The organism is Mesorhizobium sp. BR1-1-3, assembly GCF_020165455.1.
GTDB classification, from domain to species: Bacteria; Pseudomonadota; Alphaproteobacteria; order Rhizobiales; family Rhizobiaceae; genus Mesorhizobium; species Mesorhizobium ciceri.
On sequence record NZ_JAIUIC010000007.1, the window covers coordinates 57,884 to 72,725 of the forward strand.

The following is a 14,842-nucleotide window of genomic DNA, read 5'->3' on the forward strand; positions in this document are numbered from 1 at the left end:
GTCATTCGAGCCTTTCAGCGCGGATGCACCAGGAAAATCTTGCTCTGAACCAGGCAACGGACAACGATTTCATCACCTTATCGGGAGAAGCCGATTTTCGGCGATATATACGCCACTTAGCATCTGGCGCAACCGACCGTTGAGCGTTATTGATTTGCAGGGACGTATCATGGGCTGCTGCAACGGAGAAACGCTATGCTCATCCACCGACTTGCCACTTTGACCGGCCTCGCCGTCGCGACCTTGTTCCTGGCCGCGCCAGCCAACGCACTGACGATGGCCGAGTGCAGCACGAAGTATAACGCCGCCAAGGATGCGGGGACACTGGCCGGAGCGACCTGGAACCAGTTCCGCAAGGCTCAGTGCGGCACCGACGCCACAGCGACGACCGACGCCAAGCCGGCCGATGCCAAGAAAGCGACCGACACCACGAAGGCTGCCGCCGCGGCGGACGACAGCACGGCCAAGGGCCTGACGGCTAAGGAATGCAGCACCAAGTATCAGGCGGCGAAGGCTGCCGGCACGCTGAACGGCATGAAGTGGAACGACTTCCGCAAATCCGAATGCGCCGCCGGTGCATCCGCCGCTGCCGCCGCCAAGCCGGCGACCACCAAGGCCGCCGCGGCTCCCGCCGCTCCCGCAGACAATGGCGGCAAGGGTCTGAGCATGGCCGAATGCAGCACCAAGTATCAGGCCGCCAAGACGGCCAACACGCTGAACGGCATGAAGTGGAACGACTTCCGCAAGACCGAGTGCGGCGCAGCCGCCTCGGATGACGACACCGTGCCGGCCGCCGACGAGGCGAGCTACACCAAGGAGCCGGCGAAGCCGACGACGGCTGCGCCCAAGGGCGTCAAGTTCCCGTCCGCGATCTCGGCGAAATATGCCAGCGAGACCCCCGGAAAGGGCCGCATGCACACCTGCCTCGACCAGTACTATGTCCTCAAGGACGCCAACGCGCTCGGCGGCCTGAAGTGGATCCAGAAGGGCGGCGGCTTCTACAGCCTGTGCAATGCCAAGCTGAAGGGCTGATCGCTTAGCCATAGTCTCCAAACAAAGGCCCGCGCATCGCAAGATGCGCGGGCCTTTTTTGTTGCGCGAAGACGCACACTGCCTTGCTCGCATCTGCATGTCGCCGGGCTGCCGGCATCATCAATTCGCCTACACTGCCCACCGCCAAGCTCATCGGTAGTCCGTAAAGATTCTGGTTGAACATATAGAGAACAAACCATATACAAAAAGACGTCAAACTTATTATCAACCAGGAGGGTCTTATGCACGGTTTGAAATTAGCGGTATTGGCTGCGACCGCATTTGTCGCTTGGAGCGTCGCCCCCGCAAGCGCACTGACGATGAAGGAATGCGGCGAGACCTATCGAACAGCCAAGGAAGGCGGCACTCTGAACGGCATGGACTGGACGGCTTTTCGCAAGGAGAAGTGCGCGACATCAGCAGCGGACAGTGTCAGCGAGGATACGGTCAAAACCGAGCCGCAGACGAAAAAAGAAACCAGCGCGGCGGTCGCCCCCACTGCAGCGCCCGCGGGCGTGACATTTCCGACCACGCTGGCCGCCGAGTTCAAGACCGAAAAGCCCGCGAAGGCGCGCATGAAGACCTGTCTCCAAGGCTACCATGGCAACAAGGACGCGGGCACGTTGAACGGCCTTCGCTGGATCCAGAAGGGCGGCGGTTATTACAGCCTGTGCAATGCCAAGCTGAAGAGCTGAGCGACAAGACATCTGAAGAAGAGAAGGCCTGCGAACCGCAGGGTTCGCGGGCCTTTTTGTTGCCTTCGAGGGCACGCCAGCGGCGACGTTGCCAATCTCCCCCTTGTGGGGGAGATTGGCTATCACCTAGGCTTTCGCCAATCGTCACCGTCGCAGATGCGAGGTCGCGGACAACTCCTCCCCAACGCCAAAAACAAAAAACGCCGCGGAGCAAGCCGCGGCGTTCGATGAAATCGGTGGCCGAACTCAGCTCGACGGCTGTGGTTCCATACCGCCTTCGGGCTCAGGACCCTTCTTGCGGCGGCCGCCGGACTTCGGCACGGCCGAGCCACGACTTGGCGGCGTATCGTCGCCGAGGTCGCGTGCGGGCTTGTGGCCGGCGATCAACTGCTTGATCTCCTCGCCGGACAGCGTCTCGTATTCCAGCAGGCCCTGCGCCAGCGCGATCCATTCCTTCTTCTTCTTGGTCAGGATGGACTTCGCCGACGAATAGGCCTCATCGATCAGGCGGCGCACTTCGGCGTCGATGATCTGCGCCGTTTCTTCCGAGACGTTCTGCGTGCGTGCCACCGAATGGCCAAGGAACACTTCTTCCTGGTTGTCGCCATAGGCGACATGGCCGAGCTTGTCGGAAAAGCCCCAGCGCGTGACCATGGCACGCGCCAGCTTGGTCGCCTGCTCGATATCCGAAGAAGCTCCGGAGGTGATGTTCTCCTTGCCGAACTTGAACTCCTCGGCGACACGGCCGCCCATCATGATGGCGAGCCGCGAGATCATGTATTTGTAGCTCATCGAATAGCGGTCGCCTTCGGGCAACTGCATGACCATGCCGAGCGCGCGGCCGCGCGGGATGATGGTGGCCTTGTGCAGCGGATCGGCCGACGGCACGTTAAGCGCGAGAATGGCGTGGCCGGCCTCATGGTAGGCGGTCAGCTCCTTCTCGGCCTGCGTCATGGCCGACGAGCGGCGCTCGGCGCCCATCATGATCTTGTCCTTGGCGTCCTCGAATTCAGCCATGGTGACGAGGCGCTTGTTGCGTCGTGCCGCCATCAGCGCGGATTCGTTGACGAGGTTCATCAGGTCGGCGCCGGAGAAGCCAGGCGTACCGCGCGCGATCACCTTGAGGTCGACATTGGGCGCCAGCGGCACGTTGCGCACATGCACCTTGAGGATCTTCTCGCGGCCGACGATGTCAGGGTTCGGCACCACGACCTGGCGGTCGAAGCGGCCTGGCCTGAGCAGTGCCGGATCGAGCACGTCGGGCCGGTTGGTGGCAGCGATCAGGATGATGCTTTCGTTGGATTCGAAACCGTCCATCTCGACCAGCAGCTGGTTCAGCGTCTGCTCGCGTTCGTCATTGCCGCCGCCGAGGCCGGCGCCGCGATGACGGCCGACTGCGTCGATTTCGTCGATGAAGATGATGCAGGGCGCGTTCTTCTTGGCCTGATCGAACATGTCGCGGACGCGGCTTGCACCGACGCCGACGAACATCTCGACGAAGTCAGAACCGGAAATGGTGAAGAACGGCACATTGGCTTCGCCGGCAACCGAGCGCGCGAGCAGCGTCTTGCCGGTTCCCGGAGGGCCGACGAGCAGCACGCCGCGCGGAATCTTGCCGCCGAGCCGCTGGAACTTCTGCGGATCGCGCAGGAACTCGACGATCTCTTCCAGATCTTCCTTGGCTTCGTCGACGCCGGCAACGTCCTGGAAAGTGACGCGGCCATGCGCTTCGGTGAGCAGCTTGGCCTTCGATTTGCCGAAGCCCATCGCGCGGCCGGAGCCGGACTGCATCTGGCGCATGAAGAATATCCAGACGCCGAGGATGAGGATCATCGGCAGCCAGGAGATCAAATAGCCGAACAGCGAATTGGAACCGTCCGTTTCAGGCCGCGCATTGATGGTGACGTTCTTGTCCTGCAGCCGCGAGACCAGCGAAGGATCGCCGGGCGAATAGGTCTGGAAACCGCTGGAATTGTCGGTGTAGGTGCCGCTGATACGAGCGCCAGCAATGGTCACCGTCTTGACCCGCCCCGCCGCGACATCCTGCAGGAACTGCGAATAAGGCACATCGCTGGAAGCCCCTCGCGTCTGCGGCGTCTGGAACAGATTGAACAGGGCTATGAGCAGGACCGCTATGATCGCCCAGAGCGCGAGGTTGCGATAGTTCGGATTCATCAATTGTCCCGTTGGCGTCCGCGAGGCGGACACGCGTCATGAGAGGAAACTTGCGCCTAACATAGGGAGAGCGTCCCCCCTTGCCAAGCAGAACAGCACGTCTGGGTTAAGCTTTCGCGCAACCCTCAGCCGGCACTGTGGCCGCTGAAAGGCAAGGGCGGGACCGGGGCCGCGCCAATCAGCCCGGCGACGGCCCGCGCCAGCGCTAGGTCGAAGGATGGCAGGAAGCGGCCGAAGGGGGCAACGACCGGCCGCGCTTCCACCGTCGCGGACTTCAGTCCATATCCAGGCAAACCAAGGCATTCACCGGCCTGCCACACCGCCGGTTCGGCCGCGAGCGCGGCGCGCATCAGGCTCGACGGGGTTTTTCCTTCACCCGTCGCCAGCCGCTTCGCCGCTGCCGCGCCTAACGGGGCAATCAACAATGCGCTGCTGCTGTCGTTCAATGTGATGTGCCGGCGGCCGTCCCACAGGGTGCTGCCGGTGGCGGCAGCGGCGGCGGGCAGTCCGCGCGCCTCGCGGCGCAGGAATATGCCGGAGCGCCGGGAATCGACAACCGTCCGCGACAATGTGGCGCAAAGAAATCCAGCCCTCAGCCGACCGAACAGAGCCTCGCTGCGGGCCTCATCCGGCAGGAAGGCAATCCCGCCGGTCGTGGCCAGAAGGATGCGCAACGCATAGATGGCCGCCTGCTCGTCACCGGAGGAGAGCAGGCACGGGTCGAGGCGGATGAGGCCGATGGCTGGCTGGCTGGCGAAGCCATCGATCAAATCGGTTGCGCTGGCGCCAAGCTGCCTGCGCTCGAGGGCGGCCTGGCCCGCGAGCATCAACATGCCCTTCACATGCTCGACACTCTCGCCGGCAAGTGCGGCCCGCACACGCGGCCGCTCGAAAGCCGCGTCGACATTGGTCGGATCGTCAGCCCAGCCGACATTTTGACGGCGCAGGACGTCGCGCAATACCGCGCGCCGCACGCCGAGGAGCGGCCGCACGATCCAGATGCGCCAGTCATAGAGGGTGGCCGGTGCCATGCCGGCAAGTCCCCGGCCGGCCATGCCGGCATGGCCTTGGCCCGCGTCCCGCGCGTGCCGCATCAGCACCGTTTCCGCCTGGTCGTCGGCGGTATGGCCGGTGAGGATCATGCCGATGCCTTCCGCTTGTGCCGCCTCGGCTAGCAGCCGGTAGCGCGCCTCGCGAGCGGCGGCGGGCAGACCGGTCGATGGCTTTGGACCCGACCATGTCAGGATGCGGTGTGAAATTCCGAGCCTGGCGCACAGCTTCGCCACTGTTTGCGCTTCCGCAGCCGAACCGGACCGCAAACCGTGGTCGATCGTCACTGCCAGCAGCCTGGTTGCCGGCGCCCTACGGTCGAAATGGTGTTTGAGAAGAAGGAGCAGGGCGGTCGAGTCGCTGCCGCCGGACACGGCCGCAACAGCGCCGCTGGTAAAATCGATATGCGAAAAAGGGTTAGTCGAAAGGTCCGGCTCGGTGTCGAGCATGATGCATGTCGCCCAAAAGTGATCCCGGTTTCAGGACAACGACATGTATGACAAGGATCAGCAGGCAGCCAGAGCCTTCTCCTGCTTGACGCGTTCCTTGAGCGCGCTGGAAATATCGGGGTAGCGCTTGCCGACCTCGCTGAAAGTGGCGCAGGCAACGTCATGCTGCTTGAGGCCGACCAGCGACACGCCGAGCTTCAGCAACATGTCGGGAGCTTTCTTGGCCTTGGGGTAGTCCTTGCTGGCGGCAAGGAACGTCTCGGCCGCATCGCGGTATTTCTGCTGGCCGAGCAATGACTCGCCCAGCCAGTAATGCGCATCCGCTGCTTTCGCATCCTTGGGGAAGCGGGCGATGTGGTCGCGAAAACCCTGCTCGGCGGTGCCGTAGTCGCCCGAGAGGATGAACTGGTATGAGTTGCGGTAGAGCTCTTCCGGATTGTTGGTGGCGGGCAACGCCGCGACCACCGTATCGGATTTGCCGGTCTTGGGCGCCGCCCCGGCGACTGGCGCGGTATCCTGCGCCGGCGCGGTCGATTGTGTGTTGCCGCCAGCATCGATGACATTGCCGTTCTTGTCGACGGTGATGCTGCCGAAGGTCTTTTCCGGCGCTCCCGTACCGGGAATAACCTTGCCGGGGTCGCCATCCGGAGATTCGACGATGACGTCCTCGACCGTCTTGCCGCCTGCCGATTGATCGTTGGCGGGCTCGGCGCCGGCATCGGCCGGCGCCCGTGTTGCCGGGGCCGCCGCCACGTTGTTGTCGGTGCCGGTGGTGGCGTCCGATTTCTTCTGCGCCGGCGGCTGCCCGCCTTGCGTGCCGCCACCTTCCAGCTGCTGGAAGCGGAATTCATTATCTTCCTGCTGCTTGCGGATCTGCTCCTGCATTTGCAGGACCTGGAAATTGAGTTCCTCGATCTTGCCGTTCATCTGCCGCAGCTGCTCTTCCAGGCTGGTGACAGCGGTAGGATCGGACTGCACCAGCTGAACCTGGTCCGGTTTCTTCTTTTGACCAAAAAAGCCGGGCAATTCGATACCGGGAAGATGGAAGGTAAAGCCGCTGTCGGTTGATTGCCCTGTGCCGCTCGCCCCGGTGCCGCTAGCCAGGGCGGTGACGCCTGATAGGAGCAGCAGCGCAAGCGTGCCGCTCAGAACCGATCTCAAATGCATGTGCCTCTCGCAGTGATTTCGTTAGCTTGTTCGCGCCTTCCAATCAGAATGGGACCAGCCAAGCGCCCTCGGCTCATAGCAGGAGCCGAGACTTCGGCCAAATTTTGTTTCGGGCATCCGGATATGAAAAAGGCGGCCCCAAGGCCGCCTTTCGCACAAGTATGTTGCATTTTTACCGCTAGACGGCCACGCGTCCTTTGACGCGCCGGTCCATGATGCCTCAGGAGCCAGCGCCGCTAAGCGTAGTGACCGCGCGGCGATTCTGCGACCAGCAAGAGATGTCGTCGCAAACCGCGACCGGACGTTCCTTGCCGTAGGAAATGGTCTTGAGACGGCTGGCCGAGACGCCCTTGGCGACAAGGAAGTCACGGGTAGCGGCTGCGCGGCGGGCGCCGAGCGCCAGATTGTATTCGCGCGTTCCGCGTTCGTCGGCATGGCCTTCGACGACGATGGCATACTGCTTGTACTGGTTCAGCCACTGTGCCTGGCGCGAGAGCGTCGTCTGCGCGTCGGCACGGATCGAGGTCGAGTCCGTATCGAAGAAGATGCGGTCGCCAATGTTGACGGTGAAGTCCTGCGCCGATCCGGGTGTTGCGGCGCCGGCGCCGTTAAGGCCAAGATCGGCCGCGTTGTTCGGCGTCTTTTTCGAGGCGCAACCGGCGATGGCGAGCATCGCCACCAGCGCGATCATGACCGGGTTTCTGGTAAGTGCTGCAATACGGCCCATGCCGCCTCTCCTTCGTAATTCGAGTGGTCTAATTTGAGTGATTTCGTTGATCACCCAGTAACCACGTTTGGGTTAACCGGCATTCAAGAAACACGGTTAAATTTTGGTTTAAGCTGCCCGTCCGCAGCCATTGGCCATGAGCCACAGTTGGCGCGGACCCTAGGCGGAAATACGGCCAAAACGCGACAAAGAGATGGAAAAGAGGAATTGAAGAGTTGGGGAATTGAGGAACTGAAGAGAGAATTCACTTCAGCTTTTCTCTCAGATTGATCAGCATGCCGTAGATATGGGCATAGGATCGCAGCCAATCGTCGTGTTGTGCCTGGCTGATCTATCCAAGGTCGAACGCATAGGAAATCCACGTCTCCACTTCGCTGCATGACCCCATTGCCATCGAAATGAACCGCGCGAATTGGGTTTGGAGTGAGTCTGCTTGGCAAATCCCTCAGCCAAATTGGCGCAGATTCCCTTGCTGGAGCGACGCAACTGATCAGCCAGTGCGTATTGCTCCATTTTCGGGAAGGCGAGCGTAGCTTTGTGCACGTCAAGAGAGACCACATAAGCGCGCTTATAAACCTCTAGATCCTTCGCACGCTTGATGTAGCCGCCCGCCTTCTCCATTCTTCAGTTCTTCAATTCCCCTCTTACTCCAGCAGTGGCGACCAGGCAGGGTCCGAAGCGAAGTTCGCCGTCGGGATCGATTGCTCGTTGCGTCCGGTCAGATCGACCGAAACCAGTTTGGGGCCACCGGCGGAATCGCGGAAGAACATCAGCACGCGGCCATTCGGCGCCCAGGTCGGTCCCTCCTGCTGGAAGCCGGAGGAGAGGATGCGCTCACCCGATCCATCGGTCTTCATGACGCCGATCTGGAATTCGCCGCCGGTCTGCTTGGTGAAGGCAATCAGGTCGCCGCGCGGCGACCAGACCGGTGTCGAATAGACGCCGTCGCCGAAGGAGATGCGGGTCTGGCCCGAACCGTCGGCGCCCATCACGTAGATCTGTGCGCGGCCGCCACGGTCGGAGGTGAACACCACCTTGCTGCCGTCGGGCGAATAGGACGGCGAGGTGTCGATGGCGGTCGAGTTGGTCAGCCGCGTCGTCGAGCGGCTGCGCAGGTCCATGGCGAAGATGTTGGAATTGCCGTCGTCGCGCAGCAGGCTCATGATCACCTTCTGGCCGTCGGGCGAAAAGCGCGGCGCAAAGGTCATGCCGGGGAAATTGCCGACCAGTTCGCGCTGGCCGGTCTCGATCTGCAGCAGGTACACCCGCGGCTGGCCGCTTTCATAGGACATGTAGGTGATTTCCTGCCGGTTCGGCGAGAAACGCGGCGTCAGCACGATCGACCTGCCGTCCGAAAGATAGCGGACGTTGGCGCCGTCCTGGTCCATGATCGCGAGGCGCTTCTTGCGCGCATTCTTGGCGCCGGATTCGTCGATGAAGACGACGCGGGTGTCGAAATAGCCTTTTTCGCCGGTCAGCCGCTCATAGATGGCGTCGGCGATGATATGGGCGACACGCCGCTGATTGGCATCGTTGGCGAAGAACTGCTCGCCAGCCATCTGCTGGCCTGCAAAGGTATCCCACAACCGGTACTGGGCGCGGATGCGGCCGTCGGCTTCCTTGCTGACGCTGCCCGTGACCAGCGCCTGCGCGTTGATCACCTTCCAGTCGTCGAAGCGCGGTGCTGCATCGGGGTTGGTGATTTTCTCGATAAAGGCGCTCTTGTCGATCGGAGCGAACAGACCCGAACGCTTCAAATCGGCGGTGACGATCTGCGAAATCTGCGCCCCAAGCGCGTCGCCGCCCTGGAAATCCGTGATGGCGATCGGCAGCGGCTCGACGTTGCCCTTGTTGACGTTGAGCTCGACGAGCGCCAGCGCCGGCAACGTGCCTGCCGCGGTCATGCCCATCGCCATTGCTGCGACCATCAGGAGCGGCTTGAGGATTGATTTCATGTCTTCTCGCTTCTCGTACTGATTTTCGGATGACAGGGCCTTAGAGGCCGAGCATCTCCCTTGGATCGAAGGTGACGCGGACGTCGGCCCAGATGTCCTGCTTGCCGGCGGGAACTTGCAGGCCGGTGACATCGCATTTTTGCACCGCACGAACGGCACTTTCGTCGAACTGGCGATTCCCGCTCGACTTTTCGACCGCCGGGCGCCCGTCCAGCTTACCGGATGCATCCAGGTTGAACCGCACCACGACGAGGAAGTTCTCGGAACCTTCAAGGCCGACAGGAAGGGTCCAGCAGCCGCCGAGCTGGCTTTCCAGGGCACCCATTTCGGACCTGGAGAGCTTCTGACCTTGGTCCTTGTCGCCGCCGAGCGACGCCTGCTGGGTCGAGCGCTTGGCGCCGCCGCCGGATGGTTTCTGCTTGTCGAGGAGCGCGGAGATCTCGTCGGCGTTGAATTGCTTGTCATCGGATTTCGGCTTCGACGACGCTTCCTTGACCGGCTTGTCGGCGTCCTTGCGCTCCGGCGCCTTGGCGCTTTCGGCCTGCGCCGGCTGCGGCTTCGGCCGCGCTTCCGGCGCGGGAGCGGAATCCGGCAGCTGCGTCGCCTCGGCGGGCGGCTCCTGCGCTATGGCTTCAGCGACGGCGTCGGGCTTGACCTCGGGCGTCGGATCGATGGCAGCGGTCTTGTCCTGCGGCGGCGGGGTCGGCGCCGGCTTGGCCGGTGTCGGCTTGGGGTCGGCCTGCTTGACCGGCTCGGGCTTGACCTCTTCCTTGGGCGTCGGCGCCGGCGCCACTTCCGTTGCCGGGGTGGGCTCGGGCTTCTCCTGCGGCTTCGGCACGTCCTCGGGCTTCGGCTTTTCGATCGGGGTCGGCGCGGGCGGCGGAGCCGAGGTCATGTCGACGGGCTTCGGCTTGGCTTCCGGCGTTATCGGCTTGTCGGTGTCGACGCTGTTCTCGCCGACCTTCTGCGCATCCGGAACGATGTCCGGGCGCTGCGTCGGCACAGGCGCCGGCTTTTCATGCATCACGGCCTTTTTGTCGCCCTGCAACGTCTGCGCAATGGCTTCCATCGGCACGATATCGACCGCAACCGACTCGACGTCGGACGACGGAAGTGCCGCCGGCGCCGTCAGCGTGAACAGGCCGAAGGTCAGCGCCGCCGTATGCAAGATCACCGATGTGGTGAGGCCGGTCTTCATCGCGCGTCTACTGGTCCTGTTCCTGCAGTGAAACCAGGCCGATGTTCTTGTAGCCGGCGGCCGAAATGCGGGCCATCACCTTCATCGCCGTACCATAGTCGGTGGACTTGTCGCCGCGGATGAAGATGCGCTCCTCATAGCCGGTCTTGGAAATTGCCTGCAGCTTGGCTACCAGTTCCTCGATCGGGATTTCGGTTTCCTGCAGGTAAATCTGGCCGGCGGCGTTGATCGAGACGGTGATCGGCTGCGTGTCGGCATTCATCGCCTTAGCCTGCGTATCCGGCAGGTCGATCGGCACGCCGACCGTCAGCATTGGTGCCGCGACCATGAAGATGATCAGCAGCACCAGCATCACGTCGACCATCGGCGTGACGTTGATCTCGGACATCAGTGCATGGTGACGGCCGCGCCGCCTGTGGCCGCGCCCGCCGCGTCCTGCCATGCCCATGGACATACCCATCTGCTACTCCTCAGGCCTTGGGGGCCACTTTTTCATCGATTTGGCGCGAGAGTATGGCGGAGAACTCGTCGGAGAATCCTTCCATGCGCACGGCTATCTTGCTCGCGTCGGACGACAGCTTGTTGTAGGCGATGACGGCGGGAATGGCGGCGAGCAGGCCGATGGCCGTCGCCAGCAGCGCTTCGGCGATGCCCGGCGCAACCACGGCGAGACTGGTATTCTTGGAGCCGGCGATCGCCTGGAACGACGTCATGATGCCGATGACGGTGCCGAACAGGCCGATGAAGGGTGCCGCCGAGCCCGTGGTGGCAAGGAAGCCGAGGCGCCCTTCCAGCTTTTCCATCTCGCGGGTCAGCGCCAGGTCCATCGCCTTGTCGATGCGGGTTTGCAGGCCGAGCGGCGACTTGGCGCCCTTCTCGAAACTCTTCTTCCACTCGCGCATGGCCGCCACGAAAATGGCGCCCATGCCGGTGGTCTTGCGATCGGCGAGCGTGCGGTAAAGCTCCTCCAGCGACTGCCCCGACCAGAACACCTGCTCGAACCGGTTGAGCGCCAGCCGCATGCGGGCATAGGAAACCAGCTTGTCGACGATGATCGCCCAGGTCCAGACCGAGGCGCAGAGCAGGCCGATCATGACCAGCTTGACCACCCAGCTGGCCGAAACGAACAGCGACCAAACCGACAATTGCGCGCCCGGATCGGCGAGTGCGATATTTTCCATCGTTACGTCCTTAAGATTTTCCGGGCGAAGCTGGCGGCTGGCCCCTGGCATCCCTTGTGGTCGGTTCGCACGAAGCTACCGGAACAACCCCAAACTGTGCCGTTGTCGGCCTTTTCAGGGCAAATATTGGTGAAACGAAGGCGTTCGATAACGCCAATCTTCACCAATCTCTTCATGAACCGTTATGGTTAAGGATGGGTTAGTATATAAGGCGCGGCGCATTGCCACGCCCGCACAGTTGTAACGCCATCATCCAAGCGCGAAGTCAGGATGGGATGATATTCAGGTGATGCCGAGCCGAAAGCGGTGGTTTCCGAGAACCGGAGCGGAGGGTACTTGAAGTACCCGAGCACCGGAAGCGCAGGGAATCACCGTTTGCAGGCCGGCATCACCTGAATATCATCCCATCCGGGGCATGAATGCCGCCACCCATTCCTTGGGAAAGCGCCTTGGGCGGCCATTCTCGCCGATGATCGCCGCCTCGACCTTGGCCTCGACCAGCACCTCGTCGCCGCGCTTGAGCTGCTGCGCCATGAAGATGCGCGCGCCGGAAATCTCCTCGGTGCGGGTGTCGACGGTCAGGATGTCGTCGATGCGGGCCGGGCCGCGAAAGTCAATCTCCATGCGGCGCACCACCCAGACTATTCTTTCGCCATGCTTGCCGTCGGCAAGCTCTGTGTGGTGCACGCCGGTCAGCCTGAGATAGTCGGAGCGGCCGCGTTCGAAGAACTCGAGATAGCGCGCATGATAGACGACGCCGGAGAAATCGGTGTCGGCATAATAGACCCGCGCCATCAGCCGGTGGCCGAACGCCGTCAGCGCACCGGAAAGCCCGGCCAGCAGCGTCGCCGATTCACCATGATCGCCCATTGCGCTTCCTTTTTCAGCCCCGACGAGGCACCTGTTTCCCGCGTGACACAGCATCGGATGGCACTGTTGACGGCGATGATCAAGAGTTTGATGGCGGCGCTGTTCGTGTTGGTGGCTTTGGCGCTGCCTGGCCAGACCGCGACATTCTCGATGAAGCGCGGCCTCAATCTCGACCAGTGGGTCACCTGGCCCGGCGAGGACCAGTGGGGCGACGCCAAGGCCATCCTGCCCTATCCGGAGTGGCGGAAATTCCTTGGGGAGGACGACCTCAAGGCGTTGAAGGATGCCGGCTTCGATTTCCTGCGCATGCCGGTCGATCCATCGCCCTTTCTGTCCGACCAGACCGTGGCCTTGCGTGACGATCTCTATGCCAGCGTGCTGGACTCGGTGCGCATGATCAACCGCGCCGGACTCAAGGTGATCGTCGACATGCACCTGATCCCGGCCGGCGGCAGCCGCAAGATCGGAATGGCTGAAGTGATGGGCGACCCACGGACCTTCGACGCCTATGTCGAGATGGTCCGCAAGATGGCCCGCACGCTGGCCAGCGAAGATCCCGCCCAGGTCGCCTTCGAGCCCATGAACGAACCGATCGTGGACTGCGACAGCGACGGCACGAGCCTGTGGCCGGACCGCCAGCGCAAACTGTTCGCGGCGGCGCGATCCTCGGCTACGAAACTGACCCTGGTGCTGACCGGCGCCTGCTATTCCGCCGCGAGTTCGTTGGAAAAGATCGACCCGAAGACGATTCCGGACGACAACGTCATCTGGACCTTCCATTCCTACGATCCGTTTCTGCTCACCCATCAGGGCGCAACCTGGGCCGGAGACTTCATTCCTTACGTGACCGGCCTGCCCTATCCGCTGAGTGCGGTGCCCAAGGCACAGCTCGACGTGACGCTCGACACCATCCGCGCCAGGATCAAGGCCGAGGCGCCATGGACGCGGCAAAGCGGCCTGCTTGCCTATCTTGACGAACAGGTCGCCAGCATGGACAGCCCCGACAGACTGCTCGGCTTGGTGGATGCGCCGTTCGAAAAGGTCGAGGCGTGGGCGAGGGCCAACGGCGTCAAGCCTGGAAACATCACGCTGGGCGAGTTCGGCATGATCCGTCAGGAATACGGCAATTCCTATGTGATGCCCGCCGGGTATCGGGCCGCCTATGTCAGGGACATGATCGCGCGTGCCGAAGCACATGGCTTCTCATGGTCGGTGTGGAGCTATGGCGGCGCCTTCGGCATCGTCGACGCCTTCAACGGCGACAAGGCCGAGCCGGATGTGATGGACGCGATCAAATCGCTTCACTGAGGCGATCTGGATTAGCCAAGGTCGATCGACAGGATTTCCGGCCGCATCCCGAAACGCACCGGCAATATGCTGAAACCGAGCCCGCCGGAGACGATCAGATTGCGATCCTTCTCGACGACGTGGCCATAGGCGTAGCGGTTGCCGAAACGCGATGGCACGACCGGCGAATAGCCGAACAGCCGAATTTGTCCGCCATGGGTGTGGCCGGACAGGGTCAGCGAGACGCGCCACGGCACTTTCGGAAAAATATCTGGCTCGTGCGCAAGCAGGATGATGGGCGAGGTGTCGCTGACCTTGGCCAGCGTGCCGTCGAGATCGTCCAGCCCGGTAAAGCCGGGGCGGTCGCTGGTCGGCAGCAGTGCCAGCTGGTCGGCAAGCCCCGCGATCCACACACCATGGCCGTCCTTCTGGACGTGCACGACATCGTTCTCCAGCACCGGGATGCCGACTTTCTCCAGGGCCTTGCGCGCTACGGTCGGGCCGGCCCCGGCGCGCTGCGCGAAGCCATCTGCCCACCAGTCATGGTTGCCGAGAATCGAGAGCACGCCGAGCGGTGCCTTGAGGTCCGAGAGGGCGGAGGCCCATTGCGACGGCGTCACCGGGCCGGTCACCAACGGCATGCCGGCGATATAATCGCCGAGCAGGACGATCACGTCCGGCTGCAGGGCATTCGCGTCTTCGACAAGTGAGGCGATCCGCTCCGGCGTCATCCATGGCCGGCAGGCATGGATATCGGCAAGCGCGACGATGCGCAGCTTCAGGCCATCAGGCCAATGCGGCGGCGTTAGCGCATAGCGTTTCACATGCGTCAGCAGCATCGGCTCTATGCCGGCCGCATAGGCGCTGAACGCGGCAACCGACAGAACCGACCCGCCGATGAAGCGCAGGAATCCGCGTCTGGTGATCATTGCGTGGCTCCGGCAAACCATCGGAGCGAGATTGCCCCGGGATGGCACCGCCACCAGAGCCGACGAATGCGCCGGCAAACCGACGAAGCCGAGGATATTTTGCGCAGGCCGCTCACAGATCCTTTGT

General features: G+C 62.7%; 14 protein-coding genes and 1 pseudogene. 3 read left to right on the forward strand and 12 right to left on the reverse strand.

Features of this window, described 5'->3' with window-relative positions:
• Positions 1 to 195 precede the first annotated feature (195 nt).
• Both LB559_RS17290 and LB559_RS17295 read left to right on the forward strand, forming a co-directional pair.
• Positions 196 to 1,032 carry a hypothetical protein gene (locus tag LB559_RS17290; RefSeq protein ID WP_027162515.1) on the forward strand — a complete coding sequence of 279 codons (837 nt, stop codon included), beginning with the start codon at positions 196 to 198 and terminating at the stop codon, positions 1,030 to 1,032.
• A gap of 242 nt (positions 1,033 to 1,274) precedes the next feature.
• Positions 1,275 to 1,727 carry a hypothetical protein gene (locus tag LB559_RS17295; RefSeq protein ID WP_127369729.1) on the forward strand — a complete coding sequence of 151 codons (453 nt, stop codon included), beginning with the start codon at positions 1,275 to 1,277 and terminating at the stop codon, positions 1,725 to 1,727.
• Positions 1,728 to 1,973: 246 nt separating this feature from the next.
• Here LB559_RS17295 and ftsH read toward each other — a convergent pair whose 3' ends face one another.
• From ftsH to ybgC, 11 genes and pseudogenes are all read right to left on the reverse strand, one after another.
• Positions 1,974 to 3,902 carry an ATP-dependent zinc metalloprotease FtsH gene (ftsH, locus tag LB559_RS17300; RefSeq protein WP_013529152.1) on the reverse strand — a complete coding sequence of 643 codons (1,929 nt, stop codon included), beginning with the start codon at positions 3,900 to 3,902 and terminating at the stop codon, positions 1,974 to 1,976.
• Between the two features lie 125 nt (positions 3,903 to 4,027).
• Positions 4,028 to 5,401 (reverse strand): tRNA lysidine(34) synthetase TilS, encoded by a 1,374-nt coding sequence (gene tilS / locus LB559_RS17305; protein WP_224674584.1) that lies wholly within the window; start codon positions 5,399 to 5,401, stop codon positions 4,028 to 4,030.
• A gap of 57 nt (positions 5,402 to 5,458) precedes the next feature.
• The gene (ybgF, locus tag LB559_RS17310) at positions 5,459 to 6,568 is read right to left on the reverse strand and encodes a tol-pal system protein YbgF (RefSeq protein WP_224674585.1); all 1,110 of its coding nucleotides are present in this window, start codon (positions 6,566 to 6,568) and stop codon (positions 5,459 to 5,461) included.
• A gap of 220 nt (positions 6,569 to 6,788) precedes the next feature.
• Positions 6,789 to 7,295, reverse strand: a complete 507-nt coding sequence (gene pal / locus LB559_RS17315; RefSeq protein WP_013529149.1) for a peptidoglycan-associated lipoprotein Pal — start codon at positions 7,293 to 7,295, stop codon at positions 6,789 to 6,791.
• 331 nt (positions 7,296 to 7,626) lie between these two features.
• Positions 7,627 to 7,689, reverse strand: a complete 63-nt coding sequence (locus tag LB559_RS33175; protein WP_411970080.1) for a hypothetical protein — start codon at positions 7,687 to 7,689, stop codon at positions 7,627 to 7,629.
• A gap of 89 nt (positions 7,690 to 7,778) precedes the next feature.
• Positions 7,779 to 7,916 (reverse strand): annotated as a pseudogene (locus LB559_RS33180) (four helix bundle protein); the annotation flags it as partial.
• Positions 7,917 to 7,939: 23 nt separating this feature from the next.
• The gene (tolB, locus tag LB559_RS17325) at positions 7,940 to 9,250 is read right to left on the reverse strand and encodes a Tol-Pal system beta propeller repeat protein TolB (RefSeq protein WP_013529148.1); all 1,311 of its coding nucleotides are present in this window, start codon (positions 9,248 to 9,250) and stop codon (positions 7,940 to 7,942) included.
• Positions 9,251 to 9,290: 40 nt separating this feature from the next.
• A complete protein-coding gene (locus LB559_RS17330; RefSeq protein ID WP_224674586.1) occupies positions 9,291 to 10,448 on the reverse strand; it encodes a TonB family protein in 1,158 nt (385 codons plus the stop codon).
• A gap of 7 nt (positions 10,449 to 10,455) precedes the next feature.
• Entirely contained in the window at positions 10,456 to 10,908 is a 453-nt protein-coding gene (gene tolR, locus LB559_RS17335) for a protein TolR (RefSeq protein ID WP_013529146.1), read from the reverse strand.
• 10 nt (positions 10,909 to 10,918) lie between these two features.
• The gene (tolQ, locus tag LB559_RS17340; RefSeq protein ID WP_013529145.1) at positions 10,919 to 11,629 is read right to left on the reverse strand and encodes a protein TolQ; all 711 of its coding nucleotides are present in this window, start codon (positions 11,627 to 11,629) and stop codon (positions 10,919 to 10,921) included.
• Positions 11,630 to 12,028: 399 nt separating this feature from the next.
• Positions 12,029 to 12,499, reverse strand: coding sequence for a tol-pal system-associated acyl-CoA thioesterase (gene ybgC / locus LB559_RS17345; RefSeq protein ID WP_013529144.1), 471 nt, complete (start codon positions 12,497 to 12,499; stop codon positions 12,029 to 12,031).
• A gap of 57 nt (positions 12,500 to 12,556) precedes the next feature.
• Between ybgC and LB559_RS17350 the strand changes: the two genes are divergently transcribed.
• The gene (locus LB559_RS17350; RefSeq protein ID WP_224674587.1) at positions 12,557 to 13,807 is read left to right on the forward strand and encodes a glycoside hydrolase family 5 protein; all 1,251 of its coding nucleotides are present in this window, start codon (positions 12,557 to 12,559) and stop codon (positions 13,805 to 13,807) included.
• Positions 13,808 to 13,818: 11 nt separating this feature from the next.
• Here LB559_RS17350 and LB559_RS17355 read toward each other — a convergent pair whose 3' ends face one another.
• On the reverse strand, positions 13,819 to 14,715 hold the full coding sequence (locus tag LB559_RS17355) for a metallophosphoesterase (RefSeq protein WP_224674588.1): 897 nt from the start codon (positions 14,713 to 14,715) through the stop codon (positions 13,819 to 13,821).
• Positions 14,716 to 14,842: the final 127 nt, after the last annotated feature.

Bases quoted from the DNA above. Each gene is read 5' to 3' on its own strand.
- LB559_RS17355 (WP_224674588.1), bottom strand. From the start codon at position 14,715: ATGATCACCAGACGCGGATTCCTGCGCTTCATCGGCGGGTCGGTTCTG.
- tilS (WP_224674584.1), bottom strand. From the start codon at position 5,401: ATGCTCGACACCGAGCCGGACCTTTCGACTAACCCTTTTTCGCATATC.
- tolR (WP_013529146.1), bottom strand. From the start codon at position 10,908: ATGGGTATGTCCATGGGCATGGCAGGACGCGGCGGGCGCGGCCACAGG.
- pal (WP_013529149.1), bottom strand. From the start codon at position 7,295: ATGGGCCGTATTGCAGCACTTACCAGAAACCCGGTCATGATCGCGCTG.
- LB559_RS17330 (WP_224674586.1), bottom strand. From the start codon at position 10,448: ATGAAGACCGGCCTCACCACATCGGTGATCTTGCATACGGCGGCGCTG.
- tolQ (WP_013529145.1), bottom strand. From the start codon at position 11,629: ATGGAAAATATCGCACTCGCCGATCCGGGCGCGCAATTGTCGGTTTGG.
- tolB (WP_013529148.1), bottom strand. From the start codon at position 9,250: ATGAAATCAATCCTCAAGCCGCTCCTGATGGTCGCAGCAATGGCGATG.
- ybgC (WP_013529144.1), bottom strand. From the start codon at position 12,499: ATGGGCGATCATGGTGAATCGGCGACGCTGCTGGCCGGGCTTTCCGGT.
- ftsH (WP_013529152.1), bottom strand. From the start codon at position 3,902: ATGAATCCGAACTATCGCAACCTCGCGCTCTGGGCGATCATAGCGGTC.
- LB559_RS17295 (WP_127369729.1), top strand. From the start codon at position 1,275: ATGCACGGTTTGAAATTAGCGGTATTGGCTGCGACCGCATTTGTCGCT.
- LB559_RS17290 (WP_027162515.1), top strand. From the start codon at position 196: ATGCTCATCCACCGACTTGCCACTTTGACCGGCCTCGCCGTCGCGACC.
- ybgF (WP_224674585.1), bottom strand. From the start codon at position 6,568: ATGCATTTGAGATCGGTTCTGAGCGGCACGCTTGCGCTGCTGCTCCTA.
- LB559_RS17350 (WP_224674587.1), top strand. From the start codon at position 12,557: ATGGCACTGTTGACGGCGATGATCAAGAGTTTGATGGCGGCGCTGTTC.